At 63.4% G+C, this 26,277-nt stretch carries 28 protein-coding genes and 1 riboswitch; of the genes, 21 read left to right on the top strand and 7 right to left on the bottom strand.

What is annotated here, in order from left to right; genetic code table 11:
* Positions 1-23: 23 nt before the first annotated feature.
* Complete coding sequence (msrA, locus tag AC1Q6P_RS17660) at positions 24-578, bottom strand: peptide-methionine (S)-S-oxide reductase MsrA (protein ID WP_492665234.1); 555 nt, start codon at positions 576-578, stop codon at positions 24-26.
* A 185-nt stretch (positions 579-763) separates the two neighbouring features.
* Between msrA and AC1Q6P_RS17655 the strand changes: the two genes are divergently transcribed.
* Positions 764-1,573 carry a YdcF family protein gene (locus tag AC1Q6P_RS17655; protein ID WP_492665235.1) on the top strand — a complete coding sequence of 270 codons (810 nt, stop codon included), beginning with the start codon at positions 764-766 and terminating at the stop codon, positions 1,571-1,573.
* 205 nt (positions 1,574-1,778) lie between these two features.
* Here AC1Q6P_RS17655 and AC1Q6P_RS17650 read toward each other — a convergent pair whose 3' ends face one another.
* Positions 1,779-3,356 (bottom strand): UbiD family decarboxylase, encoded by a 1,578-nt coding sequence (locus tag AC1Q6P_RS17650; RefSeq protein ID WP_492665236.1) that lies wholly within the window; start codon positions 3,354-3,356, stop codon positions 1,779-1,781.
* 264 nt (positions 3,357-3,620) lie between these two features.
* Between AC1Q6P_RS17650 and AC1Q6P_RS17645 the strand changes: the two genes are divergently transcribed.
* The 19 genes from AC1Q6P_RS17645 to tolA all read left to right on the top strand — a co-directional run bounded on the left by AC1Q6P_RS17645 (position 3,621) and on the right by tolA (position 20,032).
* Positions 3,621-4,475, top strand: coding sequence for a lytic transglycosylase domain-containing protein (locus tag AC1Q6P_RS17645; protein WP_102766833.1), 855 nt, complete (start codon positions 3,621-3,623; stop codon positions 4,473-4,475).
* 67 nt (positions 4,476-4,542) lie between these two features.
* Positions 4,543-4,682, top strand: a riboswitch (ZMP/ZTP riboswitch).
* Between the two features lie 76 nt (positions 4,683-4,758).
* On the top strand, positions 4,759-6,009 hold the full coding sequence (glyA, locus tag AC1Q6P_RS17640) for a serine hydroxymethyltransferase (RefSeq protein WP_102766834.1): 1,251 nt from the start codon (positions 4,759-4,761) through the stop codon (positions 6,007-6,009).
* Positions 6,010-6,033: 24 nt separating this feature from the next.
* Positions 6,034-6,477, top strand: a complete 444-nt coding sequence (gene nrdR, locus AC1Q6P_RS17635; protein ID WP_102766835.1) for a transcriptional regulator NrdR — start codon at positions 6,034-6,036, stop codon at positions 6,475-6,477.
* Between the two features lie 144 nt (positions 6,478-6,621).
* A complete protein-coding gene (locus AC1Q6P_RS17630; RefSeq protein WP_271009581.1) occupies positions 6,622-7,167 on the top strand; it encodes a GspH/FimT family pseudopilin in 546 nt (181 codons plus the stop codon).
* A gap of 106 nt (positions 7,168-7,273) precedes the next feature.
* Positions 7,274-7,753 carry a type IV pilin protein gene (locus AC1Q6P_RS17625; RefSeq protein ID WP_492665237.1) on the top strand — a complete coding sequence of 160 codons (480 nt, stop codon included), beginning with the start codon at positions 7,274-7,276 and terminating at the stop codon, positions 7,751-7,753.
* Entirely contained in the window at positions 7,750-8,310 is a 561-nt protein-coding gene (locus tag AC1Q6P_RS17620) for a GspH/FimT family pseudopilin (RefSeq protein ID WP_492665238.1), read from the top strand. The genes AC1Q6P_RS17625 and AC1Q6P_RS17620 overlap by 4 nt, the downstream gene beginning before the upstream one ends.
* Entirely contained in the window at positions 8,304-9,032 is a 729-nt protein-coding gene (locus AC1Q6P_RS17615; RefSeq protein WP_492665239.1) for a PilW family protein, read from the top strand. Before AC1Q6P_RS17620 ends, AC1Q6P_RS17615 begins: the two co-directional genes overlap by 7 nt.
* The gene (locus tag AC1Q6P_RS17610) at positions 9,029-10,351 is read left to right on the top strand and encodes a PilX N-terminal domain-containing pilus assembly protein (protein WP_492665240.1); all 1,323 of its coding nucleotides are present in this window, start codon (positions 9,029-9,031) and stop codon (positions 10,349-10,351) included. Before AC1Q6P_RS17615 ends, AC1Q6P_RS17610 begins: the two co-directional genes overlap by 4 nt.
* A 49-nt stretch (positions 10,352-10,400) precedes the next feature.
* The gene (locus AC1Q6P_RS17605; protein WP_492703268.1) at positions 10,401-11,843 is read left to right on the top strand and encodes a type IV pilus modification PilV family protein; all 1,443 of its coding nucleotides are present in this window, start codon (positions 10,401-10,403) and stop codon (positions 11,841-11,843) included.
* Positions 11,844-11,908: 65 nt separating this feature from the next.
* A complete protein-coding gene (locus tag AC1Q6P_RS17600) occupies positions 11,909-12,913 on the top strand; it encodes a recombination-associated protein RdgC (RefSeq protein ID WP_492665242.1) in 1,005 nt (334 codons plus the stop codon).
* A gap of 60 nt (positions 12,914-12,973) precedes the next feature.
* Positions 12,974-14,068 carry a bifunctional diaminohydroxyphosphoribosylaminopyrimidine deaminase/5-amino-6-(5-phosphoribosylamino)uracil reductase RibD gene (gene ribD / locus AC1Q6P_RS17595; RefSeq protein ID WP_492665298.1) on the top strand — a complete coding sequence of 365 codons (1,095 nt, stop codon included), beginning with the start codon at positions 12,974-12,976 and terminating at the stop codon, positions 14,066-14,068.
* A gap of 48 nt (positions 14,069-14,116) precedes the next feature.
* On the top strand, positions 14,117-15,217 hold the full coding sequence (gene ribBA, locus AC1Q6P_RS17590) for a bifunctional 3,4-dihydroxy-2-butanone-4-phosphate synthase/GTP cyclohydrolase II (RefSeq protein ID WP_171828780.1): 1,101 nt from the start codon (positions 14,117-14,119) through the stop codon (positions 15,215-15,217).
* Positions 15,218-15,231: 14 nt separating this feature from the next.
* A complete protein-coding gene (ribH, locus tag AC1Q6P_RS17585; protein ID WP_102766844.1) occupies positions 15,232-15,705 on the top strand; it encodes a 6,7-dimethyl-8-ribityllumazine synthase in 474 nt (157 codons plus the stop codon).
* Positions 15,702-16,241, top strand: coding sequence for a transcription antitermination factor NusB (gene nusB, locus AC1Q6P_RS17580; protein WP_171828778.1), 540 nt, complete (start codon positions 15,702-15,704; stop codon positions 16,239-16,241). Before ribH ends, nusB begins: the two co-directional genes overlap by 4 nt.
* Positions 16,238-17,449 (top strand): pyridoxal phosphate-dependent aminotransferase, encoded by a 1,212-nt coding sequence (locus AC1Q6P_RS17575; RefSeq protein WP_492665243.1) that lies wholly within the window; start codon positions 16,238-16,240, stop codon positions 17,447-17,449. Before nusB ends, AC1Q6P_RS17575 begins: the two co-directional genes overlap by 4 nt.
* A gap of 11 nt (positions 17,450-17,460) precedes the next feature.
* Positions 17,461-17,934, top strand: a complete 474-nt coding sequence (locus AC1Q6P_RS17570; protein WP_492665244.1) for a YbgC/FadM family acyl-CoA thioesterase — start codon at positions 17,461-17,463, stop codon at positions 17,932-17,934.
* Complete coding sequence (gene tolQ, locus AC1Q6P_RS17565) at positions 17,931-18,629, top strand: protein TolQ (RefSeq protein WP_102766848.1); 699 nt, start codon at positions 17,931-17,933, stop codon at positions 18,627-18,629. Before AC1Q6P_RS17570 ends, tolQ begins: the two co-directional genes overlap by 4 nt.
* Before the next feature lie 19 nt (positions 18,630-18,648).
* Positions 18,649-19,098 carry a protein TolR gene (gene tolR / locus AC1Q6P_RS17560; RefSeq protein WP_271009592.1) on the top strand — a complete coding sequence of 150 codons (450 nt, stop codon included), beginning with the start codon at positions 18,649-18,651 and terminating at the stop codon, positions 19,096-19,098.
* A 7-nt stretch (positions 19,099-19,105) separates the two neighbouring features.
* Positions 19,106-20,032, top strand: coding sequence for a cell envelope integrity protein TolA (tolA, locus tag AC1Q6P_RS17555; protein WP_102766850.1), 927 nt, complete (start codon positions 19,106-19,108; stop codon positions 20,030-20,032).
* Between the two features lie 24 nt (positions 20,033-20,056).
* On the opposite strand, the gene AC1Q6P_RS17550 is transcribed toward tolA, so the two are convergent.
* The 5 genes from AC1Q6P_RS17550 to pcp all read right to left on the bottom strand — a co-directional run bounded on the left by AC1Q6P_RS17550 (position 20,057) and on the right by pcp (position 23,413).
* A complete protein-coding gene (locus AC1Q6P_RS17550) occupies positions 20,057-20,584 on the bottom strand; it encodes a DoxX family protein (RefSeq protein WP_243392708.1) in 528 nt (175 codons plus the stop codon).
* Between the two features lie 55 nt (positions 20,585-20,639).
* Positions 20,640-21,425, bottom strand: coding sequence for an HvfC/BufC family peptide modification chaperone (locus AC1Q6P_RS17545; RefSeq protein WP_492665245.1), 786 nt, complete (start codon positions 21,423-21,425; stop codon positions 20,640-20,642).
* Complete coding sequence (locus AC1Q6P_RS17540; RefSeq protein ID WP_492665246.1) at positions 21,422-22,327, bottom strand: MbnB/TglH/ChrH family RiPP precursor modification enzyme; 906 nt, start codon at positions 22,325-22,327, stop codon at positions 21,422-21,424. The genes AC1Q6P_RS17545 and AC1Q6P_RS17540 overlap by 4 nt, the downstream gene beginning before the upstream one ends.
* A 13-nt stretch (positions 22,328-22,340) precedes the next feature.
* Positions 22,341-22,619, bottom strand: coding sequence for a BufA1 family periplasmic bufferin-type metallophore (locus AC1Q6P_RS17535; protein WP_102766852.1), 279 nt, complete (start codon positions 22,617-22,619; stop codon positions 22,341-22,343).
* A 131-nt stretch (positions 22,620-22,750) separates the two neighbouring features.
* Complete coding sequence (gene pcp / locus AC1Q6P_RS17530; RefSeq protein ID WP_102766853.1) at positions 22,751-23,413, bottom strand: pyroglutamyl-peptidase I; 663 nt, start codon at positions 23,411-23,413, stop codon at positions 22,751-22,753.
* A gap of 263 nt (positions 23,414-23,676) precedes the next feature.
* Between pcp and AC1Q6P_RS17525 the strand changes: the two genes are divergently transcribed.
* Positions 23,677-26,229, top strand: coding sequence for a GspE/PulE family protein (locus AC1Q6P_RS17525; RefSeq protein ID WP_492665247.1), 2,553 nt, complete (start codon positions 23,677-23,679; stop codon positions 26,227-26,229).
* Positions 26,230-26,277 lie beyond the last annotated feature (48 nt).

Here is a 26,277-nt window from a genome sequence, read left to right as displayed (position 1 = left end):
CAGGTGTTTGTGCACGTGATGCGTCAATCGGCCGGGCGCAGCAGGCGCGCAAAGGTCTTGCGGAACTTCTCGACCTTGCCGGCCACGACAAAGGCGCAGTAACCCTGGTCAGGGTTGCGGGCGTAGTAGTGCTGGTGGTAGGCCTCGGCCGGCCAGTAGTTCTGCTCGGGCAGCAGTTCCGTCACCAGCCGGCCCTGGTGGGCAGCCTGGGCTTCGTCCCAAACTTGCCGGGCTTGCGCCGCCTGCTCAGCTGAATGGGTGTAGATGCCCGATCGGTACTGCGTGCCGACATCGGCGCCCTGGCGGTTGAGCGAGGTCGGGTCGTGGATGACAAAGAACACCTCCAGCAACTCACGCAGGCTGACCACAGACGGATCGAAATCGACGCGCACCACCTCGGCATGGCCGGTCTGGCCGGAACAGACCTGCTCGTAGGACGGGTTTTCAACCGGGCCATTGCAATAGCCCGACTGCACCGCATGCACGCCGCGCACCTGCTCAAACACTGCCTCAAGGCACCAGAAACAGCCACCACCGAGGGTGATGCGTTGCAAGGAGGTAGGAATGGGGCGGTTCATGGTGTCGGGTCGCGTCACAGCGAAGGTATGGGGTAGGCAAACGAATCGGCGCGAGCATATCCGAGCCGACCCGCACTCGCCGATGACGGACTCATGCCCACATGCAGCGATGATGCGCACCGGCGAAACAGAATCAATTCGACAACAGGTGTGGAAATCGAGGTGGAGCGAAGGTGGATTGGAGCTTGCTGACCCCAAACTTGAAGCCGCTGGCCATGAGCCTGGTGCAGGCACCCATGGTGTTCATGGCCCTGGCCATCGCAGGAGGCTGGCAATTGCAAAAAGGGCGCCGGCGTCGTGGCTGGCTGCTCCTGATCGCGACCGTGATCGCGGTCTGGCTCAGTGGCTGCGAAGGCTTCGGACGTTTTTTGAGCCAGCAATGGCTGAACACCCCGCCCGCCCTGGACCGGGCAGAGATCGCCCGGCTGCGCCAGCTGCAAGCCAAGGACGGCGGCGTGGCCGTGTTGGTGCTCGGCGGCGGTGCGCGCCAGTGGGCGCCGGAGTACCAGGGCCCCTCTCTCAATGAGCACAGCCAGCCCCGGCTGCGGCTGGGCATCTGGCTGTCACGGCAGATCCAGGCGCCGCTGGGCTTTTCGGGCGGCATCGGCTGGCAGGCGCGCGACCAGCTGCTCAGCGAAGGCCAGATCGCCCGCCGCGTCGCTGCCGATGAATTTCAACACCCCCTGTCCTGGATCGAAGACCGCTCGCGCGACACCCGCGAGAACGCCCGCTTCAGCATCGACTATCTGCAGCAGCGCCAGATCCGCACCCTGGTGCTGGTCACGCATGAGCAGCATCTGCCGCGCGCGCTGCGCGCTTTTCGCGAAGCCATGAATGACAAGGGCGTGCCGGGCTCCATCACCCTGATCCCTGCCCCAGCCGGCTTGCGTCCGGACGGCCCATGGCGGCTGAGCACCTGGTTGCCATCCAGCGAGGGCTATGCCCGGGTGCGCTATGTCATCTACGAGGCCATTGCCCTGGCCGCGGGCCACTGAAACGGCGACGCCCAGCGGAAAACGTCAAGCCCAGAAGTAGAAACCCCTTCCAAGCCTGAACCGGGAAGGGGTGTGGTGGCTGACGCCACCGATGGGGCTCTCGGGGGATGTGCCCGAGGGCTCCTGGCGCGCAATGATTGCGCCAGAGGTTGTGCCTGAAACAGGCCTCCCAACACTAGGTGAGGCCCGGCTCGCTTTCAAGCCATCAAGCCCCGGACAAACCCGAGGCTGAGGATGTGAACAGGGTTTCAAACAACTGATCGGCGCGCGCTTGCACCTCGGGCGTCATGGCGATGCCCCGGCCCCACTCGCGGCTGGTCTCACCCGGCCATTTGTTGGTGGCATCCAGGCCCATCTTGCCGCCCAGACCGCTGACCGGCGAGGCGAAATCGAGGTAGTCGATCGGCGTGCTGTCCACCAGGGTGGTGTCACGCACCGGGTCCATGCGTGTGGTGATGGCCCAGACCACTTCCTTCCAGTCGCGGATGTTGATGTCCTCATCCACCACGACGATGAACTTGGTGTACATGAACTGCCGCAAAAAGCTCCAGAGCCCGAACATCAGCCGTTTGGCATGGCCGGGATAGGCTTTGCGAATCGAGATCACCGCCATGCGGTAGCTGCAGCCTTCGGGCGGCAGATAGAAATCAACGATCTCGGTGAACTGCTTTTGCAGAATCGGCACGAACACTTCATTCAGCGCGACACCCAGAATGGCCGGCTCATCGGGCGGCTTGCCGGTGTAGGTCGAGTGGTAGATCGGCTGCTCGCGCCTTGTCAGGCGGCTGACTTCAAACACCGGGAACCAATCCTGCTCGTTGTAGTAACCGGTGTGGTCGCCGTACGGCCCCTCCAGCGCGTGCAGGTAGCCGCCCTTCTCTTTCAGCGGCACGCCGTCTTCGCTGACACCGGTGAAACCCGCAGCCGACGGCGGGATATGCCCCTCCAACACGATCTCGGCGCTGGCCGGCACTTGCAGCATGCGGCCGGCTTCACCCACGCCGCTGTCCACCAGTTCGGTGCGTGAGCCCCGCAACAGTCCGGCGAACTGGTACTCCGACAAGCTGTCGGGCACCGGCGTGACGGCGCCCAAGATGGTGGCGGGATCGGCGCCCAGCGCCACCGCAATCGGAAACGGCTGCCCCGGATTGGCCAGCGCAAACTCGCGGAAATCCAAGGCGCCGCCGCGATGGGCGAGCCAGCGCATGATGAGCTGGCGCCGTCCGATCAGTTGCTGGCGGTAGATCCCCAAGTTCTGGCGCGCTCGCGGCTTGGGCACCGACTGCGGCCCCCGGGTAATGACCAAACCCCAGGTGATCAGAGGGCCGATATCACCCGGCCAGCACGTCTGGATCGGGATGTCCTTGAGGTTGATGTCGGCACCCTGCAGCACCATCTCCTGGCACGCCGCGCGACGCACCGTCTGGGGTTTCATGTCCCAGACTGCTTTCATCATCTGCAGCAAACGGCCGACGTCCTTGACGCCCTTGGGCGGTTCGGGCTCTTTCAGATTGGCCAGCACATGGCCGACCTGGCGCAAATCATCGAGGCTGTCGGCCCCCATGCCCAGGGCCACACGACGCGGCGTGCCAAACAAATTGCTGAGCACCGGCATGGTGTGACCGGTGGGTTGCTCGAACAAGAGTGCTGGTCCCTCGGCGCGCAAAACCCGGTCGCTGAGGGCCGTCATCTCCAAGACGGGGGAGACCGGCTGGCTCACCCGTTTGAGCTCACCCATGCCCTCCAAACCGCCAATAAAGTCGCGCAGGTCACGATACTTCATAACATCCAGTAATATAAAAACCAGTTAACAAGCTTGACGGGTTATTTTTGACCCTTAAAATCCGCCTGCCCTGAACATTCAGGGTTAACCCGTGTCTTCGCCTTCGGGAGGGTGAAGACGCCCCGCTGCCGATGGACGTCAGCCCCGGCGAAGGCCTGCAATCCGCAAGCCCCGCCACCTGGGCCGGCCCATTATCACTGCCACCCCTTGAGCCCCTGGCGCCAGCCGGGATGCTTGATTCGTGGAAGAGAAGAAAGGAGTCGCATGACAGCGCGTCGTGATCTTTTATCCCTGACCCGCAGCACCGGAGCCGCTGCGTCCTTGTTCATCAAGGACATCGGCCAAGGCCTGCTGGTCGTCAGCCACAACACCCTGGCCCTGGTCGGCCTGGCCGTGGTGGCTGTGCTCCTGACCTTTGCCAGCCAGGCTGAACTGCGCCAGCAACTCGAAGGCCAGGCCCGTGGCTGGCTCCATGCCCGCCAAGAAGCCCGCAATATCGCCGATGGCAACACCTTGATCGGCAACGAAGAACCGGATGCGATCGCCCGCGCCACGGCGGTCGACCCCAAGGATCTGCCCCGCCAGCAGGCCGCCATCGCCCAGTGGGTGGCACGGCGCTACAAGGTGGCCCCCGAGCCCATCAGTCGCCTGGTTCAAGAAGCCTACGCGGTCGGCCAGCGCGCTCGGGTGGAACCGACCCTGATTCTGGCCATCATGGCCATCGAGTCGGCCTTCAACCCATTTGCACAAAGCACGGTGGGCGCCCAGGGTCTGATGCAGGTGATGACCCAAGTGCACAACGACAAGTACGAGGCGTTCGGCGGCAATTTCGCGGCCTTCGACCCGATCACCAATATGCGTGTCGGTGTTCAAGTGCTGAAAGAGTGCATCCAACGAGCCGGCACGGTGGAGGAAGGCTTGCGCTACTACGTGGGCGCAGCCAATTTGCCCGACGAAGGCAACTACACCAGCCGAGTCTTGGCCATGCAGGAGCAACTCAAGGCCGTGGCCGCGGGCCGACCTGTACCCGCTCGCCCAGCCAGCACGCCAATGGCCGCACCCAAGCTGCCGAGCGGCCCGGCCACGGTCGAGGACGAGCGCGTCGCCCAGCTGCACTGAGCGCAGCCTGCCCTGTGCTTTGGCGAAGCCGGCTTCCTCAGGAGCCCCTGGCGCTGCGGCTACACTGCAGCCTTCGCGCGACTGGCGATCAAGGAGGGCCAGGTGACCGAGCGTCACCGGCAGCCTGAGGTGGTGGACCACCGGGAAGCGCGAACGTCGATGGGCTGAACCCCACGCCGACTTCAGCCGTTCGCCTGGGCAGCTTGGTCTCGCTGATGCACCCGTTTCTTCAATTCGGTGCCCAGCCGGACGGGCACTCCACCTCTAGAGCACTGCCACCCCTATGTTTGACCGTAGCACTTCCACCCTCGCCCAAGTCGATCCGGATCTCTGGGCTGCCGTCCAGAACGAAAACCGTCGCCAAGAAGATCACATCGAGCTGATCGCCTCGGAAAACTACACTTCGCCCGCAGTGATGCAGGCGCAGGGCAGCCAGCTGACCAACAAGTACGCCGAGGGCTACCCCGGCAAACGCTACTACGGTGGCTGCGAGTACGTGGACGTGGTCGAACAGCTGGCCATTGACCGCCTGAAAGAGCTCTTCGGCGCCAACTTCGCCAATGTGCAGCCCAACTCCGGCTCGCAAGCCAACCAAGGCGTGTTCTTCGCCTTGCTGCAGCCGGGCGACACCATCATGGGCATGAGCCTGGCCGAGGGCGGCCACCTGACCCACGGCATGGCCTTGAACATGAGCGGCAAGTGGTTCAACGTCATCTCCTACGGCCTGAACGCCAAGGAAGAGATCGACTACGACGCCATGGAAGCCCTGGCCCGCGAGAAAAAGCCCAAGCTGATCATCGCGGGCGCTTCGGCCTACAGCCTGCGTATCGATTTCGAGCGCTTCGGCAAGATCGCCAAAGAAATCGGCGCCTACTTCATGGTGGACATGGCCCACTACGCGGGTCTGATCGCCGCGGGCGTCTACCCCAACCCGGTTCCGCACGCCGATGTGGTGACCTCCACCACCCACAAGAGCCTGCGCGGCCCGCGCGGCGGCATCATCCTGTGCAATGACGAAGCGATCGCCAAGAAGATCAACTCGGCCATCTTCCCCGGCATCCAGGGCGGCCCGCTGATGCACGTGATCGCCGGCAAGGCCGTGGCCTTCAAGGAAGCGCTGACGCCCGAGTTCAAGGCCTACCAGGCTCAGGTGGTCAAGAACGCCAAGGTCTTGGCCGACACCCTGATCGAGCGCGGACTGCGCATCGTCTCGGGCGGCACCGAGAGCCACGTCATGCTGGTGGACCTGCGCCCCAAGAACCTGACCGGCAAGGAAGCCGAGGCCATCCTGGGCGCCGCCCACATGACCTGCAACAAGAACGGCATCCCCAACGACCCGCAAAAGCCCATGGTCACCAGCGGCATCCGCCTGGGCACGCCGGCCATGACCACGCGCGGTTTCAAGGAAGAACAGGTGCGCGCCACCGCTCACCTGATCGCCGATGTACTGGACAAGCCGCATGACGAGGCCAATCTGTCCGCCGTGCGCGAGAAGGTCGCCGCCCTGACGCGCGACTTCCCGGTCTACCGCTGAGCCTGATCCAGGCACGACACGCCGATGCGCTGCCCCTTTTGCAATCACGGAGAAACCCAGGTCGCCGAGACCCGGGAATCGGATGAAGGCGATGTGGTGCGCCGTCGGCGTCGCTGCCTGGGTTGCGACAAGCGATTCACCACTTACGAACGGGCAGAAATTGCCCTGCCCGTGGTGGTCAAGAAAGACGGCACGCGCGCGGACTTTGACTCCCGCAAGGTTCGCGCGTCCATGCAACTGGCCCTGCGCAAGCGCCCGGTCAGCATTGAGCAAATCGACGCCGCCTTGCTGCGCATCGAAGAGGCCCTGCTGACCAGCGGCGCCCGCGAACTGCCCTCGACCAAGCTCGGCGAGCTGGTCATGCGCGAACTCAAGCGCATCGACAAGGTGGCCTATGTCCGCTTCGCGTCCGTGTACCGCAGCTTTGAAGATGTGGACGAGTTCCGCCAGCTGATCCGCGAGATTTGAGCCGCTTTTAGCCGCTTTTAGCGCCTCGCGGCCTCACAACACCATCCCCCACCAAAGAGGGGGGCCACTCCCACCTCGGAGTGACAGAGATTCAGACCTGCACCTCCTAGATTGTGTCCATCGCGGCACATCAAGGAGTGACAAATGAACCGTCTGAACCAAAGCACCGGCATTCGAGGCGTCTCCCTGATTGAAGCCTGCGTCACCCTCTCGATCGTCTCGACATTGACAGCGGTAGCTTTGCCGTCCCTGCAATCCAGCAAACGTGTGCAATCCCTCAAAGCTCTGTCGCAAACCCTCATGACGGACTTGCAGCAAGCCAGAGGAGACACCGTCTTGCTCGGCGCCTCCACGCATTTCAAGACCTCTTCGACAGCAGCGGGAAGTTGCTATGTCCTCTACGCTGGAGACGTCAGCGCCTGCGGCTGCAACGCGGACGGTCAAGCCTCCTGCACCACCGCCGGGCGACTGATTCGATCCCAGTGGGTTCAACGAAGCAGTGGCTTGACCATGCAAGCCAATGTCACGACTCTCAGCTTTCACAGCAGACAAGGCACTGTAACAAGCACAGGCCACATCGACGTGAGCAGCCAGCAAGGCGAAACTCTTCGCCATGTCATAGCCATCACAGGTCGTATTCGGACATGCTCGCCGAACGGGTCAATTGCCGGTAGCCCGACCTGTGCTTGAGCCCCCCCCCCCCTCAAGTGAGGGTCTGCAGACAAGCGGTTCAGCTCCCAGGACAAGCGGCAAAGTAGCGCCTTATTGCGCCTCTTGCGGTTTTCATAATGCACGCATGAGAACACCGCGCCGAAAAAGCCCAGCATTGCTACGCCTTAGACGGCACCAGACGGCTGGCTTTACCTTGATCGAGCTGATGCTGACTGTAGTCATCATTGCCATCTTGGCGGCTGTTGCACTACCCAGCTACAAAGAGTACGCGACTCGCAGCCGCCGATCGGAGGCAATCACCGCAATTTCAGCGGTGGTCCAAGCCCAGGAAAGGTGGCGAGCCAATCGATCGTCGTATTCAAACTCCGTGACGGACCTGGTGGGATCACTTCAGATCCAACACTACGAGTTGACCTTGGAGGGGATTGGCGAAACGGGCAGCTACGCGACGGGCTATGTCGTGAAAGCTACGGCCAAATCCCGCGGCCTACAAAACAATGATTCCGATTGCCCGGTCATGATGGCAACAATGACAGGAGGGCAATTGACCTATGCCGCTCAATCCGGACAAGTCAATACAACAAGCAAATGCTGGCCCAAATGAAGCACAAGCGCAACGGAGTGACGCTGGTTGAATTGATGGTGGTGCTCGTGATCCTCGGGGTCCTGGCCGCCCTGGCAGCTCCATCCATGGCCGATATGTGGAACAGGCGCCGAGTGGTTGCGGTTGCCGACGAAATCGCGAACGATTTGGCCTTTGCACGCTCTGAGGCGGTCGCGAAGGGCACCAACGTCCAAATCCATTACAAGAAATCGACAGACCTCAGTTGCTACACGGTCAACTATCGAGGCACTGTGGGTTTTTGCAATTGCCTTTCGACCACTGCCCCGGCTTGTGATCCCATCGACACAACAGCCACCGAAGTCAAGACAGTACAGATTCCCGGCAGCTTGGGTGTGACTTTCGAATCAACGGGCGCGACGGGTATCGGCGCCAATCGAATTGAGTTCACCTTTCCGCAGTTCACACCCAACCCGGCTGACTTTTCAGTCCTGGTCAGTGGACGAAGGGGCGTCAGCTTGAAAGTTCAAGTGAACGCCATGGGTCGCATCAAGACGTGCTCACCCAATGGAACCATGCCCGGGGTTGCATCATGCTAGGTCGAAATCGAGCTTCAATTCGAAGCCGGCAACTTGGTCTCAGTCTGATTGAACTGATGGTCGGGGTCACCGTTGGCATGATCGTGATTGCTGGGGCCGGCATGATGATGACCAGCCAATTGGCGGATCACCGACGCCTTGTGCTGGAAACTCAAATTCAACAAGATCTTCGGGCTGCAGCAGACTTGATGCTCAGGGAGATTCGTCGTTCAGGAGCATGGACCATTCCGCAGAACGGCATCTGGGCGCCTGGCATGAGTTCAAACCCGATTGAAAATCGGTATGCAGCTTCACTGCGTGTGACCGGTGAAGACAATTCGCGAGTCTTGACTTACGCCTACGCCAAGCATAAGGAACGTACGGGTATTCCATCCGACCCGGCCGAAGACAACGCGGTTGATGACGACACAGAATCCTTCGGCTTCAAACTCGAAGGCGGTATGTTGCGCATGCGGCTCGGAGGCCGATGGCAGCCGATGACAGATTCCAACACCTTGTTGGTCTCCTCTTTCAATGTCAGCAGCAACGAGCAGACGGTCAGCCTGATCGACAGCTGCCCCGATCGCTGCGAGGGTGCGAGTGTCAACTGCCCGCCTCGTCAAATTCAAAGGCTCATCACCATCACATTGACGGGACAAGCGGCTCATGACAGCAATGTCGTGAGACAAGTGACCGTGAGCGGCAAAGCCCGCAACGATGAAATCACTGGGACTTGCTCATGAGGTCCATTTCAAACAAGCAACATGGGGCGGCGACTCTGGTCGTCGTGATGGTCTTGTTCTTGATCATGGCAATGATGGCTGCGTATGCCAATCGAAACATGGTCTTTGAGCAGCGAATTGCCAGCAACTACTATCGAGCCAACGTGGCAGTTGAAGCTGCAGAGGCGGGCATTGAGTGGACCTTGGGCATGCTCAATGGCATCAACATTGACGCAGCTTGCCGAAGCAGTGCAACTGCCACGACCAGTTTTCGGGATCGTTACCTGACTTCGATTCAGCCCGAAACCCGCGAAATCGGCGTACTCGATTCAACAGGTGCTGTCGGGCATGCTGCCTGCGTTCGCAACAACGCAACGGGTACATGGACTTGCCAGTGCGCAAGCACAATGGTCTCTTTGACAGCATTCCCTTCAGTCACTGAGGCGGACAGCCTGCAACCAACGTTTTATGTCAGACTCGACCGGCGACCTGCCAACAGCGCGACACCGCCCCCACCCCCAAAACCAGGCACGATGCGCCTGCGAGCCATTGGCTGCAGTGGCAGCTCAATTCCCACCTGCGCCGATGTGCAAGCCAGCGCCCTGGCCATGCAGGGCCGATCAACGGTCGAGGCAGATATTGCCCTCGTCAGTGCACTCAAGAACGCTCCCGCAAGCCCATTGACTGTGAAAGGCACGCTCACGGTCGACGCAGAGAGTCTCGGTTTGCACAACAGTGACCCACGTGCCAACGGCATGCTTTTGGTGACCGGCGAAGCCCGACCAAGCAGTCCGGCCTTACGCACGGACCGAATGAGCAGCCTGCCAGGCTCTGACCCCACAACGGCCATTTTGGACAATGACCTGAGCCTGAAGAATGCGCCTACGGGTCGCATGTTCTCCAGATATTTCGGCATGACGCTGCAGCAGTACCTGGATCAACCGGCCATGCGAAAGATCACCTGCCCGGAAGCAGACTGTGGGAGCACCTTAGTCACCGCCTACGCGCGCGGCGTTCGCATGGCCTGGGTTGACGGCCCCGTCACCATTGCCAGCAACGTCACCTTGGGCAGCGCGGCCATGCCGATGGTGATCGTGGCGAAAGGCACGCTGACACTCGAGGGTCCCATGCAACTCACCGGGCTCATCTACGCTACGGGACAAGGACGCTGGACCGGATCCAGTACTCAGCCCTCTCTGATCACGGGCTTGCTCATGCTTGAAGGCGGCCTCGATGTCACTGGGCGGGCAGATATCTGGTATCACCCCTCGGTCGTCAATCAATTGAAAAATGCGACCGGGAGCTTTGTGCGCATGCCCGGAAGTTGGTGGAACTACTGATATGGGCACACCGCATCGTCACTCAAAGCCCACTCATCGGGCTCGACTCGTGAAGCCAGTCCAAGCCCCACCAGGTTCTTCTCAGTTCGGGGTGGCATTGATTGAGGCCTTGGTGGCACTTCTCATCATGGCCTTCGGCATGGTTGCATTGATCGGCCTGCAAGGAACCATGCGCAGGGCTTCTGATTTGTCAAAGCAACGCAGCGAAGCCATGCGGATCGCCCAATCAGAGCTGGAACGTTTGCGCGACTTCTCCGTCGCAACCATCAACGCAAGCTCACCTGCTGGTACACGTGACTTTGCCAGCATCCAGAGCTTGAATGCCTGCACCGGTGAGGAAGGCGAAGGCGCCTGCCTCCAATCGATCAATGTTGGCAACGCGAGCTACTCCATCAGCCGAACCGTCGGCGACTGGACAGAAGCGCTCTCAGGTCATACCCAGGCCCTCCCTCCCATGCGCAATGTTCAGGTCCGCGTGAGTTGGGTTGATCGTGCCGCTGGCGCACAGTTCGTGCAATTGGACAGCTTCATCTCCAAGGCAGAGACCTTTCTGAGTGGCTCATTGGTTGCCGCTCCTTCTGCCGGAGCGCTTCGCAGGCCAGGTGAGCGCGATGTCAGCATCCCACTAGAAGCAAAAGACTTGGGTGATAGCACTAGTGTTTTCAAGCCAATACCGAACGGCTCAGTCGCGTGGGTATTCAATAACTTAACTGGGGTTATCTCCAGCAAATGCACAGCCCCTGCAGCCAGCCCGACTGCAAACTTGACCACCGCAGATTTACAGAATTGCACAACCATTAACGGACTACTTCTGAGTGGAAAGATTTGGTTCTCAAGCACAAACACTGGAAATCCAAATCCACAATTGCTACAAGGCTCGGCACTACCCGTAACCCTAGAGCTATCCCCCATTCGACCAACGCCATCAGCAAGCCCAGGCTATGAGTGCTTTACCAACTCCCCTGCTGGCAATCAGTCCGTCTCTTATTACTGCGTCGTCTACCCATTGCCCGGCACTCCGACAGTGTGGTCATCTGGAGTGAGTTCCACCCCTTCATCGAATGAAAGCCCCAACGTCACCTTCAATCCGAGCAATGGACAACGAATTTGCCCGAGCAACCGTTCATCCGGCTTAAAAGTTATTGTCAACGATTCAACTTCTCGCTGGACGATTTGCCGGTACTCAGCCGACTATGACGGCGACGGGAAGCTATCAAACAACGAACACCCCAGAAGCTACATAAATGTCTCAAAGGCGTTGACGAATCAAAACTTTCTTGTAGTTCCTGCAGAGTTCGATGCACAACAAAACCCTATCAACAGCTGCCCTGCCGGCGCCCCGGTAAACGTCAGCACAGGAGTTTTTTCAAATTACTCGACAGTTTGGCACCAACCCGCAAGATTCAATTCTCAACAATCCCAACACAATGGGCTGGAGTCTGATGTTGGCAACCTTGAATCGGGAGGCCAGGCCTGCTCCCTAGTGCAATGAGACAATTGCGCGCTTTGTGGACGAGAGTCACAAAGTCGTAGGCAACAAGAAGAGCAAGGACTGCAGTGTTCAAGAATTTGATGGTGTACCGCATCGGTGCGGATTGGCAGATCACGGTAGAGCAGATCGAGGAAAGCCTGGCGAAGTCCGTTTTCGTCGAGTGTGGCGCCACCCAGGCGCAGTCGCTGGGCTGGGCTTCGCCCCGAGACATTCCCCACGCCCCCTTGGTGGAAGACATTGGCGGCCACTGGCTGCTGAAGCTGGTGCTGGAGCAGCGCGTGCTGCCCGGCTCGGTGGTGCGCAAGCGCACCGATGAGCTGGCCGCCCGCGTCGAGCAGGAAACCGGCCGCAAGCCCGGCAAAAAGCAGACCAAGGACCTCAAGGAGCAGGCCACGCTGGAACTGCTGCCCCAGGCTTTCACCAAACAATCTTCCATCCGAGTCTGGATCGCGCCGGCTCAGCAGCTCCTCATGATCGACGCCGGCAGTGCCAGCCGCGCCGAAGAGGTGGTCACTTTGCTGGTCAAGGCGCTCGACGGCCTGAACCTGCACCTGATCCAGACCGCCGAATCGCCCGCCGTCTGCATGGCCGCCTGGTTGATGGACGGTGTGCCGCCCGAGGGCTTCACCATCGACCGCGAGTGCGAACTCAAGAGCGGCGACGAAATGAAATCCGTGGTGCGCTACGCCCGCCATGCGCTGGACATTGAAGAGGTGCGCCAGCATCTGCAAAGCGGCAAGGCCCCCACCCGTCTGGCCATGAGCTGGAAGGACCGTGTGTCCTTCATGCTCACCGACACCTTGCAGATCAAGAAGATCAGCTTCCTCGACCTCGCCTTCGAAGGCCGCGACACGCCCGAGAAGGACGAGGCTTTTGATGCCGACGCCGCCCTGGCCACCGGCGAGCTGTGCAAGCTCATCCCCGAGCTGATCGACGGCCTTGGTGGCGAGCATGACTTCTTTGCCGCGGGTGCTGCATTGGCCGCCCTGCCCGCAAGCGCAAGCCCGAGCACCGACCCGACCGGCAGCGCATCTGCCAGCCAGACGCTCGAAACTGCGCCCTGGGACTGAGTGTTGAACCACAGCGCCGCCCTGCCCCGCCCGACTCACCTGGCCTCCGCGCAAGAGGCCATGCGCCATGCCCTGAGCCTGGCCGAACGTGCGATCGGCCTGACCGACCCCAACCCGCGGGTCGGCTGCGTCATCGTCGCGGCCGATGGGCGACTGCTTGGCCAAGGCCACACCCAGGCCGCCGGCCAGGCCCATGCCGAGGTGATGGCCCTGCGCGATGCGCAAGCACGCGGCGAATCGGTGCTGGGCGCGACCGCCTACGTCACGCTCGAGCCCTGCGCCCACCACGGGCGCACGCCGCCCTGCTGTGATGCCTTGATCGCCGCCGGCCTGGGCCGCGTGGTCGCCGCCCTGGAAGACAGCAACCCGCAGGTGGCCGGCCAGGGCATGGCGCAGCTGCGCGCCGCTGGCGTGCAGGCCGAGTGGGTGGAAGACCCCGCTCTCAGCACGGCAGCGCGCGAGCTGAACCTGGGTTTTCTCTCTCGCATGCAGCGCGGCCGGCCCTTTGTGCGCATGAAGATGGCCGCCTCCCTGGACGGCCGAACGGCTCTGGAGAACGGCGTCAGCCAATGGATCACCGGCCCGGCCGCCCGCCAGGACGGACATGCCTGGCGCAAGCGCGCGGGCGCCGTGCTCAGCGGCATTGGCACCGTGCGCGATGACGACCCGCGGCTGGATGTGCGCCTGGTCGACACCGTCTTGCAACCGCTGCGCGTCATCGTTGACTCCCGGCTTGAAATATCGCCCGCGGCCCGGTTGCTGGCGCCACCGGGTCAGGCCTTGCTCTGCCACGCGCTTGAGTCGCTGGAAGGGCATGCAACGGCCGCTGCTCTGCGCAAAAAGGGCGCCGAGTTGATCAGCCTGCCGGGCCCGGGCGGCAAGGTCGATCTGCCCGCCTTGCTCGACGAGCTGGGCCGGCGCGGCATCAACGAGCTGCATGTCGAAGCCGGGCACAAGCTCAACGGCTCCCTGCTGCGCACTGGCTTGGTGGACGAACTCCTGGTCTACCTGGCCCCGCTGCTGCTGGGCCCGGGGCGCGAGCTGGCTGCCCTGCCCGCCCTGAGCCAGCTCGAACAGGCGCAGCGCTGGCAATGGCAAGAATGCACGCCGATCGGCGAGGATCTGCGCCTGCGGGCCCGGCCGCTGCGCGATTGATGACCCCGCTCCAGTTGCAGCGGCCCTGCCCCGCCTACAATCGGGTTTATGCCCATATCTCCCGTCCCCGAGTTGGTGGCCGAGCTTGCAGCCGGCCGTATGGTGATCCTGGTTGACGAAGAAGACCGCGAAAACGAGGGTGACCTCGTGCTGGCGGCCGACCATGTCACGCCAGAGGCGATCAACTTCATGGCCAAGTACGGCCGTGGCCTGATCTGCCTGACCCTCACCCGCGAGCGCTGCGAGCGCCTGCAGCTGCCGCCCATGGCCAGCCGCAACGGCACCAAGCACGCCACCGCCTTCACCGTCTCCATCGAGGCCGCCACCGGCGTCACCACCGGCATCTCGGCCGCCGACCGTGCGCGCACCGTGCAGGCCGCCGTAGCCCGCGGTGCCGAAGCGCGCGATCTGGTGCAACCTGGCCACATCTTCCCGCTGCAAGCCCAGGATGGTGGCGTGCTGATGCGCGCCGGTCACACCGAAGCCGGCTGCGACTTTGCCCAGATGGCCGGCCTGACGCCCGCCGCGGTGATTTGCGAAATCATGAAGGACGACGGCACCATGGCCCGTCTGCCCGACCTGATCGAGTTCGCCAAGGAGCATGGGCTCAAGATCGGCACCATTGCCGACCTGATCGAATACCGCAGCCGCAACGAAACCCTGATCAGCCGCGTGGCCCAGCGCAAGCTGCAGACCGCCCAGGGCGAGTTCGATTGCAGCGTCTACACCGACCGCACCGGCGCCACCCACCTGGCCCTGAGCAAGGGACAGTGGTCGGCCAGCGACGAGGTGCTGGTGCGCGTGCATGAGCCCCTGTCGGTGCTCGACCTGCTGGACACCGGCTCCTGCGGCCACTCCTGGCCGCTTCCCGCCGCTCTGGCCGAGCTGCAAGCCGCCCCCTGCGGCGTGGCCGTGCTGCTGAATTGCGGCGAAGAAGCCGGCAGCCTGCTGGCACGCCTACAAGCCAGCGAGCCCGCCCAGCCACCACGCACCGTTATGGATCTGCGCACCTACGGCGTGGGCGCGCAAATCCTGCGTGAACTCGGCGTGCACAAGATGCGCCTGCTCGGCAGCCCGCGCCGCATGCCCAGCATGACCGGCTACGGCTTGGAAGTCACCGGCTTCAAGGCCGCCACCCCTAACTCCTGAGAAGAGCGCACACCATGCAAGGATCGGACAAAGGCCACGCCGCGGCTCAAGCCTCGCTGAACGGGCAAGACTTGCGCATCGGCATCGTGCAAGCCCGCTTCAACCACGCCATCACCAGCCGCCTGGCCGAGGCCTGCGTGGCCGAACTCAAGGCCCTGGGCGTGGACGAAAAGCACATCCGCCACGTCACCGTGCCGGGCGCCCTGGAAGTGCCCATCGCCCTCAATGCCATGGCCGACAGCCAGGACTACAGCGCCCTGGTGGCCCTGGGCTGCATCATCCGTGGTGAGACCTACCACTTCGAGTTGGTCGCCAACGAGAGTGGCGCAGCCATCACGCGCGTGGGACTGGACAACCAGATCGCCATCGCCAACGCGATCCTGACGGTCGAGAACGAAGAACAAGCCTGGGCACGCGCCGAGGAAAAAGGCCGTGATGCGGCCCGTGTGGCGGTCGAGATGGCCAATTTGATGGAAGACCTGCAGTGAACACGAACAACAAGAGCGCGACAGCCGCCACCCCGAGCCCCAGCAAGAGCGCCAGCGCCCCGCGCAAGCGCGTGCAGCCCAAGTCAGCCCGCCGCCGCTCGCGCGAAGCTGCGCTGCAAGGTCTGTATCAGTGGCTGATCACCGGCGATGACGTCGGCACCATCGACGCCCACATGCGCGAACAGCAAGACTTCGACAAGGCCGACCGCGCCCATTTCGATGCCCTGCTCAATGGCTGCATTCTGGAAGCGTCCGATCTCGACGGCGTGCTGGCGCGCCATGTGGACCGCAAGACCACCGAGCTCTCGCCCATCGAGCACGCCGTGCTGATGATTGGCGCTTACGAGCTCAAGCACTGCATCGACATCCCCTACAAGGTGGCCATCAACGAAGCGGTGGAGCTGGCCAAGGCCTTTGGCGGCACCGATGGTCACAAGTACGTCAACGGCGTGCTGGACCGCGCCGCCGGTGATCTGCGCCCGCTGGAAGTGAGCGCGCGCGGCAAGTCCGGCAGCGGGAGTTCCGCTTCGAAATGAAGCTGGCCGGCCGACTCGACCACATCGAGCCTTTCTATGTGATGGAGTGCAGCAAGGCTGCCGCCGAACTGGCGCGCAGCCCCATCTGCGACCCGGCGCAGGGCGGCCGCCCCATGGTCTTTCTGAACATCGGCGAGCCTGACTTTGGCGCGCCCGCGGCCGTGCAAGCGGCCGCACAGGCCTGCATCAGCGCCGGCCGCACCCAATACACCCCGGCCACCGGCCTGCCCGCGCTGCGTCAGGCCCTATCCGATTGGTACGGCCAGCGATGGGGTCTGACGATCGCGCCGCAGCGCATCGTCATCACCGCCGGCGCTTCGGCAGGCTTACAGCTGGTCTGCCAGGCCTTGTTCGAGGCCGGCGATCAGGTGCTGATGCCCGACCCCTGCTACCCCTGCAACCGGCATTTTGTCGCGGCGGTGGACGCTGAGGCGGTACTGCTGCCCGCCGGGCCCGAGCAGCGTTTTCAGCCCAGCCCGGCCCAGGTGCGCGACGCCTGGACCGAGCAGACCCGAGGCGTGCTGCTGGCCTCGCCCAGCAACCCGACCGGCACCTCGATCGAACCCGAGGCCTTGCGCGAGATCGTGGCCACCGTGCGCGCGCGCGGCGGCGTGACCATCGTCGATGAGATCTATCTCGGCCTGAGCCAGGACGCCCGCTTCGAGCACAGCGCACTGGCGCTGGGCGAGGACGTGATCTCGGTCAACAGCTTCTCCAAATATTTCAGCATGACCGGCTGGCGCCTGGGCTGGTTGGTGCTGCCGCCCGCGCTGGTGGCACCGATCGAGAAGCTGGCGCAAAACCTCTTCATCTGCCCCAGCAGCATCGCCCAGCATGCGGCCCTGGCCTGCTTCGAACCCGACAGCCTGGCCATCTACGAACAGCGCCGCGCGGCCTTCCGCGAACGGCGCGATTACATCGTGCCGGCGCTGCAAGCCTTGGGCCTGCGCGTGCCGGTGATACCGGACGGCGCTTTCTACGTCTGGATGGACGCGTCCGACTTCTGCGTGACAGGCCGCGGCAGCTGGGAGCTGGCCTTTGATCTGATGCGCAGCGCCCAGATCGCCCTGACGCCCGGCCGCGACTTCGGCCGCAGCGGCAGCGAACACTGGCTGCGCCTGTCCTACGCCAGCAGCATGGACGATCTGCGCGAGGCCGTGGCCCGGCTGGCCGAGCAACTGCCGCGTTACCGGATCGCATCCGCATGAGCTCGAAGGACATGAACCCTGACGCAGGCGCCGTCGCACCCGTTTTTGAACATGGCCTGCGCGTGTACTGGGAAGACACCGACGCCGGTGGCGTGGTGTTCTATGCCAACTACCTGAAGTTTTTCGAACGCGCCCGCACCGAATGGCTGCGTCGCCTGGGCTTTGGCCAGGAGGCCATGCGCCATGAATCGGGCGTGATGTTCGTGGTCGGCCAGACCTCGGTGCGTTATCTTCGCCCGGCGCGGCTGGATGACTGGCTCATCGTCACCGTCGAGCCGCGCGAGCTCGGTCGTGCGAGCATGCTGGTGTTTCAGCAGGCCTTCATCGAGGGGCCCCAGGGCCGCCGCCTGCTCGCCGAAGGCGAGATCCGCATTGGCTGCGTGTCCGCTCAGCTCGCGGGTAGCGATGCGATTGCCGAATTCAAACCCTGCCGTATTCCTGCCTCGGTGATCGAGGCGCTCCAAAAACCTGTTGTGGCTCTATGAACCAAGACCTTTCCATCGTCGCCCTGATCATGCACGCCAGCCTGGCGGTGCAGCTGGTGATTGCTGCCTTGCTGACCGTCTCACTGGCCAGCTGGAGTGTGATTTTCAGCAAATTGATCTCGCTCTCGCGCATCAAAAAGGGCAATGAGGATTTCGAGCAGGAGTTCTGGTCGGGCAAGAACCTCAACGAGCTCTACACGGCCGTCAACGGCAAGACCGGTGGCGCGCCGCTGGAGCGCATCTTCGCCTCGGGCATGCGCGAATTTCTGAAGCTGCGTGAGCGTCGCGTGGTCGAACCCACTGCCCTGCTCGACGGCTCGCGCCGCGCCATGCGCGCCAGCTTCCAGCGCGAGATGGACACCATGGAGAGCAACCTCTCCTTCCTGGCCTCGGTCGGTTCGGTCTCGCCCTATGTCGGCCTGTTTGGCACCATCTGGGGCATCATGCACGCCTTCGTCGGCCTGTCCAATGTGCAGCAAGTGACCCTGGCCACCGTGGCGCCCGGCATTGCTGAAGCCCTGGTCGCCACGGCCATCGGCCTGTTCGCCGCCATCCCTGCCGTGCTGGCCTACAACCGCTTCGCACGCCAGATCGACCGCAGCGCCATCACCCTGGAATCCTTCATCGAAGAGTTCTCCAACATCCTGCAGCGCAACGCCACTCTGCCCGCCCAGCCGGCCGGCCCGGCGCGCTGAGCACGCGGAGCCCGCCACCATGGCCGCCGTCTCCTCGCGCAGCGGATCTCGCCGCCGCACCATCAATGAAATCAATATGGTGCCCTTCATCGACGTGATGCTGGTGCTGCTGATCATCTTCATGGTCAGCGCCCCGCTGATCACCACCGGTGTGGTGGACCTGCCCAGCGTGGGCAAGAGCCGCCAGCAGCCCGAGCATGTGATCCACGTCATCGTCGGCCCCGACGAAAAGCTCAAGCTCAAGCTGGACCAGGAAGAGCCGCAAGCCCTGACCCTCAAGCAACTGCCCGAACGCGCACGGCAAGCCCAGGGCGCCCAAAGCAACACGCCGGTCGTGATTTCGGCCGACAAGAACGTCAAGTACGAAGCCGTGGTCAAGGTGATGGATGTGCTGCAAAGCGCCGGCATCCAGCGCGTGGGCCTGGCCGTGCGCAATGGCGGCAATAACAGCAGCAGCGGGAACCCTTGATCCGGCCATGAGCAGCCTGCCCCTGGGTGCCCGCCACCTGCATGATCCCCTGCGCCCGCCGGCCCCGCCCGGCATGGGCCGCGGTTTTGCCTTCGCCCTGATCGCCCATGCGGCCCTGCTGGCCGCGCTCAGCGCCGGTGTGAGCTGGCGCACGCAAGACCCGCCGGCCTTTGAGGCGGAGCTGTGGTCCGCCGTGCCGCAAGTGGCCGCGCCCAAGCTGGTCGAGCCGGAACCGGAACCCGAGCCGCCCAAGCCTGAACCCAAGCCCGAGCCCAAGGTCCAACAGCCCAGCCCCGAAGAACTCCAGGCCGAGCGCGATGCCGAGATCGCCATCGCCAAGGCCAAGGAGAAAAAGAAGCTGGAGGCCGAACGGCAGCGCCTGGCCGAGCTGGAAGCCGAGCGCAAAAAACAGCTGGCTCTGAAGGAAAAGGAAAAGCTCGAACGCGAGCGCGAGAAGCAGCTGCAGGCCAAGCGCGAAGCCGAGGACAAGCTCAAGAAAGAGAAGCTCGACAAGCAGCTCAAAGACAAGCAAGCCAAGGCCGAAGAAGCCAAACGCGAAGCCAAGCTGGAGGCGCAGCGCCAGGAGAACCTGCGCCGCATCCAGGGCATGGCCGGCGCCAGCGGCGGCCCCAGCGCCACGGGCACGGCGCTCAAGAGCTCCGGCCCCTCGGCCAGTTATGGCGGCCGCATCAAGGCGCGCATCCGCCCCAACATCATCTACACCGACATGCCCGCCGGCAATCCGGTGGCTGAGGTGGAGGTGCGGACCTTGCCCAGCGGCCAGATCGTGGCCAGCAAGCTGCTCAAGTCCAGCGGCGATGCCGAGTGGGACAAGGCCGTGCTGCGCGCCATCGACAAGACCGAGACCTTGCCGCGCGACACCGACGGCCGCGTGCCGCCGGTGCTGGTGATCAGCTTCCAGCCGCGCGAGTGAGGGAGCGAGTGGGTGGGTGATGGTTCAGGCGCGCGCCACCCGGCGTGCACCCAACCAGGCGTCCAGCGACCAGGGGCCGGCGCCCCAAAGCGCCAGCATCAGCAACAAGGCGCCCCAGAGCTGATGGCCCAGCAGCGCGGCCGGAGCGATCTCGCTGAGGCTGAGCACGGCCATCACATTGACCACGCTCAGGCCCAGGGCGGCGAATCGGCCGCCCAAACCGAGCACCAGCAACACGGGCAAAGCCAGCTCACCCGCCGTGCCCAGGTAGGCCGCCAGCTCCGGCGGCAGGAGCGGCACCTGGTACTCGTCCTCGAACAGCGCCAAGGTCACCGACCAGTCGCGGAGCTTGGTCAAGCCCGAGAGGAAAAACACCTGTGCAACATAGAGCCGGGCCAAGAGACTGGCCAGGCCCTGGGCCTGAAACTCAATGCCGTACAACAGGACGTTGACACGGTCGGGCTGCCCGGTCGCGGCCGGCACGCGCCGCGGACCGGCATCCATCAAGAAACACAAGGCCGAACGCAGGCCATCCATCCACTGAGTCGCCATGAGCGCCTCCTTTCGGGAAAAAAATGAGGGTCGTGTTCGAGCGCGATGGCTCGCCTTAAGGTCGAGCCAGTAAACGCACCGAACTGAGGCAGTGGCGTTCCAAGGCCCGCTGCAACCAGACCGTAAAGTCAAAGCATGGGTCCGCCGCTTGCGCAGCCTCCAGCGCCTGCTCCAGGCTGCACGCCTGCAAAAGCGCGCGCGTGAATGCCGCTTCGGCCACACTCAGAACTTGCGCCTCAACACGCCAAAAGGGCCGCCACAGCAAAACCGGCGTGGGCGTGGCGTCGACAGACCCGTCATTTGGAACAGGCCCACCCTGCCATGCGTTCCAAGCAGCCGCACTCAAGTCCAGGAGCCGGGAGCCGGCTCGCAGAACCACCGTGTAGTCAGCGGGCGATTCGGTGGCCATCAGCTGCAAGGACTCTGCATCCAAGCCGTCATCAGGCCCTCGCTCCAAACCGTGGGCCGCCCACTCCAGCTGCGCCAATTCCAAGAGCGAGGCGTCCATGCCCTCCTGCTCGGCCAGGAAGTCAGGCAAGACCTGACCCCACTCGCCGAGATCACCCCGTTGCGGCGGGCGCTGGCGCCAGCATTCCCAAGCCATGGCCGCAAACGAAGACTCGCCCAACACTTCGCGCAGGCGTGGAAAGGCTTGGGCCAGCACCTTGTCGGCCATGACCTGGGCATTGAGTCGATAGGCCAGCAGGCCCCGATCGACGCCGCCTTTCAAACCCGGCGGCGCCGCCAGACCCTCGGGCAATGCGCGAGCGGCCTGGGATGGCGGCGCGGTCAAAGCCTGCAGCAAGGCCTGCTGACGCTGTAGAAGCTGATCGAGACTCATGGACACAAGATCCGCATTTCCTGACGCGCGCGCGCTACCTCGCCCAGCAAGACGGACAAGTCAGGAATGTCGTTGTCCCATTCCACCAGGCTGGGCACCGGTCCAAAACGCTCGATGGCCGCGCGGTACACCTGCCAGACTGCTTCAGAGACGCGACTGCCATGGTCATCGATGACCACGTCAGGCAGCTCCAAATGACCCGCCAGGTGAATCTCGCCGACCGCATCGGCAGCAATCTCCTGCACCCAGGCAATGGCGCGCCGTGCCGCTTCGTCCGGCGGGGCGCCACTGTTGCGGGCATTGACCACCAGATTGTTGACATCCAGCAGCATCCTGCAGCCGCTGCGCCGGCACAGCTCATTGAAAAACTCGGGCTCGGACAGCGCCGATACGCCGTCTGCCTGCCAGGCCAGATAGGCACTGAGGTTCTCGACCAGAATCGGCCGGCGCAAGCGCTCCTGCACTTGCTGCACATGCCCGATCATCAAGTCCAGGCTGGCGCGATCGAAGGGAATGGGCAGCAGATCGGCTGCATGCATCAGGCTTTGCTGCGCGCCATTCCAAGGCGCCCGGGTGAAGGCTGCATGGTCAGACACCAGCAGGGGATCGACCCGCTCCACCAGATCAGCCAAGCGATCGAGGTGCCAAGGGTCCAGCCCACACGCCGAACCCAGCCCCAAGCCCACCCCGTGCAGACTGAGGGGCAGGCGTTCCCGGCCGGCCAGCAAGACCTGCAGGCTCGCGCCGCCCTCGGCAAAAAAATTCTCGGAATGGACCTCAAGAAAATCCACGTCCGAGGCGCCGACCTCACCCGCCAATACGGCATCGTAATGAGGCTGTCGCCAGCCCATGCCCACGGTGCCATGCTTCATCTTGACAAGAAGGCGGGTGCTGCCGGACAAGCTGCCGACTGAATTACTTCTTCAGCTTGGCCTTGGCCTCCTCGGCACTGAGGCCGTTCTGCGACTTGCAGCTGCCCTTGGCCACGTACTTCCACTCCTCCACGGCCATGTCGACCTTGGACTGACCCGCACAGGAATGCGAGCCACTGAGGTTGGCGCAGTCGTTTTCTCCGGCTTTGGCAATGCCGTAGCACTTTTCCTTGGCGGCCTTTTCTTGCGCGGCCGCCTGGCCGACCAAACCCACGGCGAACACGGCGGCCAAGGCGGCGGAAACCACTTGCTTGCTTTGCATAAGAAGAACTCCTGAAGACTGAGATGAATGAAACCGAACGAGACCGCAGTGCGGACTCGGCGGCATCTTGCCTGCCGCCCACGTCTGTCGCAAGCAAGGGATCCAGGATTACAGCCCCGAGCAGAAATAAATCAGGCGATGCTGCCGGCGCTGACATGCAGGTCTTGCCTCACATGCAGGGCCGCCTGCAATGCCAGGCGCAAGCCCAGCTCCATGGTGGCCAGGCTCATGCTGGGCATGGGGCTGTGCCGAGCCGCCTGTTCCGGCAGCATGGGGATGTGCATGAAGCCGCTGCGCACGGGATGGCCCGCCAGGGCATGCTGCAAGCCGAAGAAGACGTGGTTGCAGACAAAGGTACCGGCAGTTTGCGAAACCCCGGCCGGCACACCGGCTTCGCGCAGGGCGGCACACATGGCCTTGATGGGCAGGGTTGAAAAGTAGGCGGCAGGTGCGCCGGGGATCACGGGCTCGTCGATGGGCTGCGCGCCCGCATTGTCGGGAATGCGGGCATCGTCGACATTGATGGCCACGCGCTCCAGCGACAACTCGGCCCGGCCTGCGGCCTGTCCGAGTGCCAGCACCAGGCTGGGCTGAAGCTCGTCCAGCGCTTGCTGAAGTTCGCGCAAGGCCTCGCCAAACACACAGGGCAGACGACGCGAGACCACCCGGTGGCCCGAGAGCAGCGCTCCGTCCAGGGTCTGGGCCAGCAGCCAGGAGGGGTTGATGGACTCGCCACCAAAGGCATCAAAGCCGGTCAGAAGAATGCAGGGATGGCTCGGCGGAAGGTGGGGCATGAAACAAATCCGTGGCATGGATGGCGATCTGGGCAGGGATTGTGAGGCCTTGTGTGAAGCGCGCCGCACAAGACACTGAAACCGCTCGGTGCCCCAGCGTCGAAGCGAGCGGGAGGAAAAAACAAAGAGAATGTGGCAGGCTGGGCTAATCGCGGCTTGCCGACCAAGCCAGCGGCTTTAGCATTCAAGGCGCGCGTGCAGCGCGTCTCGCGTCAGCGGACGCGCCCTGACTCGCACCTTGCCCTCATTGGAGAGTTTTCAGCATGACCGATCTGTCCACCCCACTGCCCTGGCCCCATGAGAGGGCCGGCTCCAGTGCGGGCGAGGGCTTGGCGCCCCAGCGCCCCCAAGGCCGGGCCGCCGATGGTTTCGCATGGCCGATGCCGCCTTATGCCGCCTACCCTCAGGCCACGCCGCAGTTGTCGGCCGAGCCCTGCGAGATCCTGGGGCTGAACAACAGCCGCACCGCCGGCCATGTGATCCTTGTGGCGCCGCATGAGCGCCTGGCGCAGATCAATGTGCCGCCGGCACGCAGCGCCATGCCGCTGAAGTTCAGCCAGTTCCGGGCCATCAAGCTGCTGCGGCCCATCACCGTGCCGCCGCGCTCGCAGACCACCGAGGATGTGCTGCGGCTGGACCACCGCCCGCGCAGCGAGTTCAAGCTGCACTTCGTCGGCGGAGGCGAGTTGCGCGGCATCACCATCGGCCATGGCCATGATGACCTGGGCCTCTTTCTCTTTCCGCCGCTGAGCGACAGCGACGACTCGGTGCTGCGCGTCTTCATCCCACGCGAGGCGCTGGAGCACTTCGAGATCGGCGAGCGCATCGGTGACCTGCTGATCAAGGAACAACTGGCCACCTCCGATCAGGTGGAGGAAGCCGTCAACGAGCAAAGCCATCTGCGCTCGCGCCGCGTCGGCGACATCCTGGTGGCCCAGCAGATCGTCACCGCCGACCAGCTGATCCAAGCCATCGACCAGCAAGCCCGCATGCCCATGGTGCGCATCGGTGAGGCCTTGCTGGCCTTGGACCTGATCACACAAGACCAGCTGGAACAGGCCCTGCTGCAGCAGCGCGATGACCGTTCGGTGCCTCTGGGTGAGTTGCTGGTGCGCAAAGGGGTGGTGACGCGGCAAGCGCTGCAATCGGCCCTGGCACGCAAGATGGGCTATCCGCTGGTGGACGTGACCAACTTCGCGTTCGAGCCCGATGCCATCGTCAAACTGCCCTATGCAGTGGCCAAGCGCCTGGAGGTGCTGCCCCTGCTGCTGCGCGACGGGCGCCTGATCGTGGCCATGGAAGACCCCACCCGGCGCGATGCGCTGGACGAGGTCGAGTTCATCTCCCAGCTCAAGGTCACGCCCACCCTGGCCAAGGTCGGCTCGCTGAGCTTTGCCATCCACCAGGCCTACGAGCGCTACGGCTCTGAGTCCCTGGGCCGCGCCACCGATGCGGGGCCAGGCGGGTTCCAGATCGACTTCAGCCTGGACAAGGCTGACAAGCTGATCGAAACCCTGGAGCGGGAGGGCCAGGAGCGCAATGTCCGCGAAGACGAGCAACCGATCGAGCAAAGCGACAACTCCCTGGTGCGCCTGATCAACACCATGATCCTCGACGCCAGCAACCAGGGCGTGTCCGACATCCACATCGAAACCCACCCGGGCAGCGAGAAGGTCAAGATCCGCTTCCGCCGCGACGGTGTGCTGCACCCCTATCTGGAGCTGCCGCACACCTACCGCAATGCCATGATCGCCCGCATCAAGATCATGTGTGAGCTCGACATCTCCGAGCGCCGCAAGCCGCAGGACGGCAAGATCAACTTCGGCCGCTTCATGCCGCAGTCCAAGCTGGAGCTGCGCGTGGCCACGATCCCGACCAACAACAATCTGGAAGACGTGGTCATGCGACTGCTCTCGTCTTCCAAGCCCCTGCCCCTGGCCAAGCTGGGCCTGAGCGAATCCAACCTCAAGAACCTGCAGGAAGCGGTGGCCCGACCCTACGGCATGGTGCTGTGCGTGGGCCCGACCGGCTCCGGCAAGACCACCACCTTGCACTCGGCCCTGGCCCACATCAACACGCCCGAACGCAAGATCTGGACGGCCGAGGACCCGATCGAAATCACCCAGGCCGGCCTGCGCCAGGTGCAGGTCAACCCGCGCATCGACTGGACCTTTGCCAAGGCCTTGCGCGCCTTCCTGCGCGCCGACCCGGACGTGATCATGGTCGGCGAGATCCGCGACCACGAAACCGCCGAGATCGCGGTCGAGGCTTCGTTGACCGGCCATATGGTCATGTCCACCTTGCACACCAACAGCGCGGCCGAGACCATCACCCGCCTGCTGGACATGGGCATGGACCCCTTCAACTTTGCCGACTCCCTGCTGGCCGTGCTGGCCCAGCGCTTGGTGCGGCGCCTGTGCCCGTCTTGCCGTGTGGGCGAGCCCTTGAGCAGCAGCGACCAGGAAGAGTGGCTGGACGATTACCTCCACGTCTTTGCGCCGGAGCAGCGCCCCGACCGGGCCGCTCTGCTGGCTGACTGGCAGGCCCGCTTCGGCATTGGTGGTGAACTGCTGCATTTCCACAGCCCGGGCTGCGAGAAATGCGACTTCAGTGGCTTCAAGGGGCGCGCGGGGCTGCACGAATTGCTGGTCGTCAGCAAGCCGATCCGGCGGCTGATCCAGACCGGTGCACGCGCCGAAGAACTGTTCCAGGCCGCATTGAACGAAGGCCTGCGTTCGCTGCGCCAGGATGGCATTCTGAAAGTGTTGCAAGGCACCACCACAATGGGCGAAGTGCGCGCAACCAGTAACGCCTGACATACGTTTTTCAAATATTGTTACTTCAAATTGGGGGGCTGAGCCTGC

It is taken from the genome of Roseateles sp. GW835-FHT13E02 (assembly GCF_058794035.1).
This window is presented reverse-complemented; position numbering and strand designations above follow the sequence as displayed.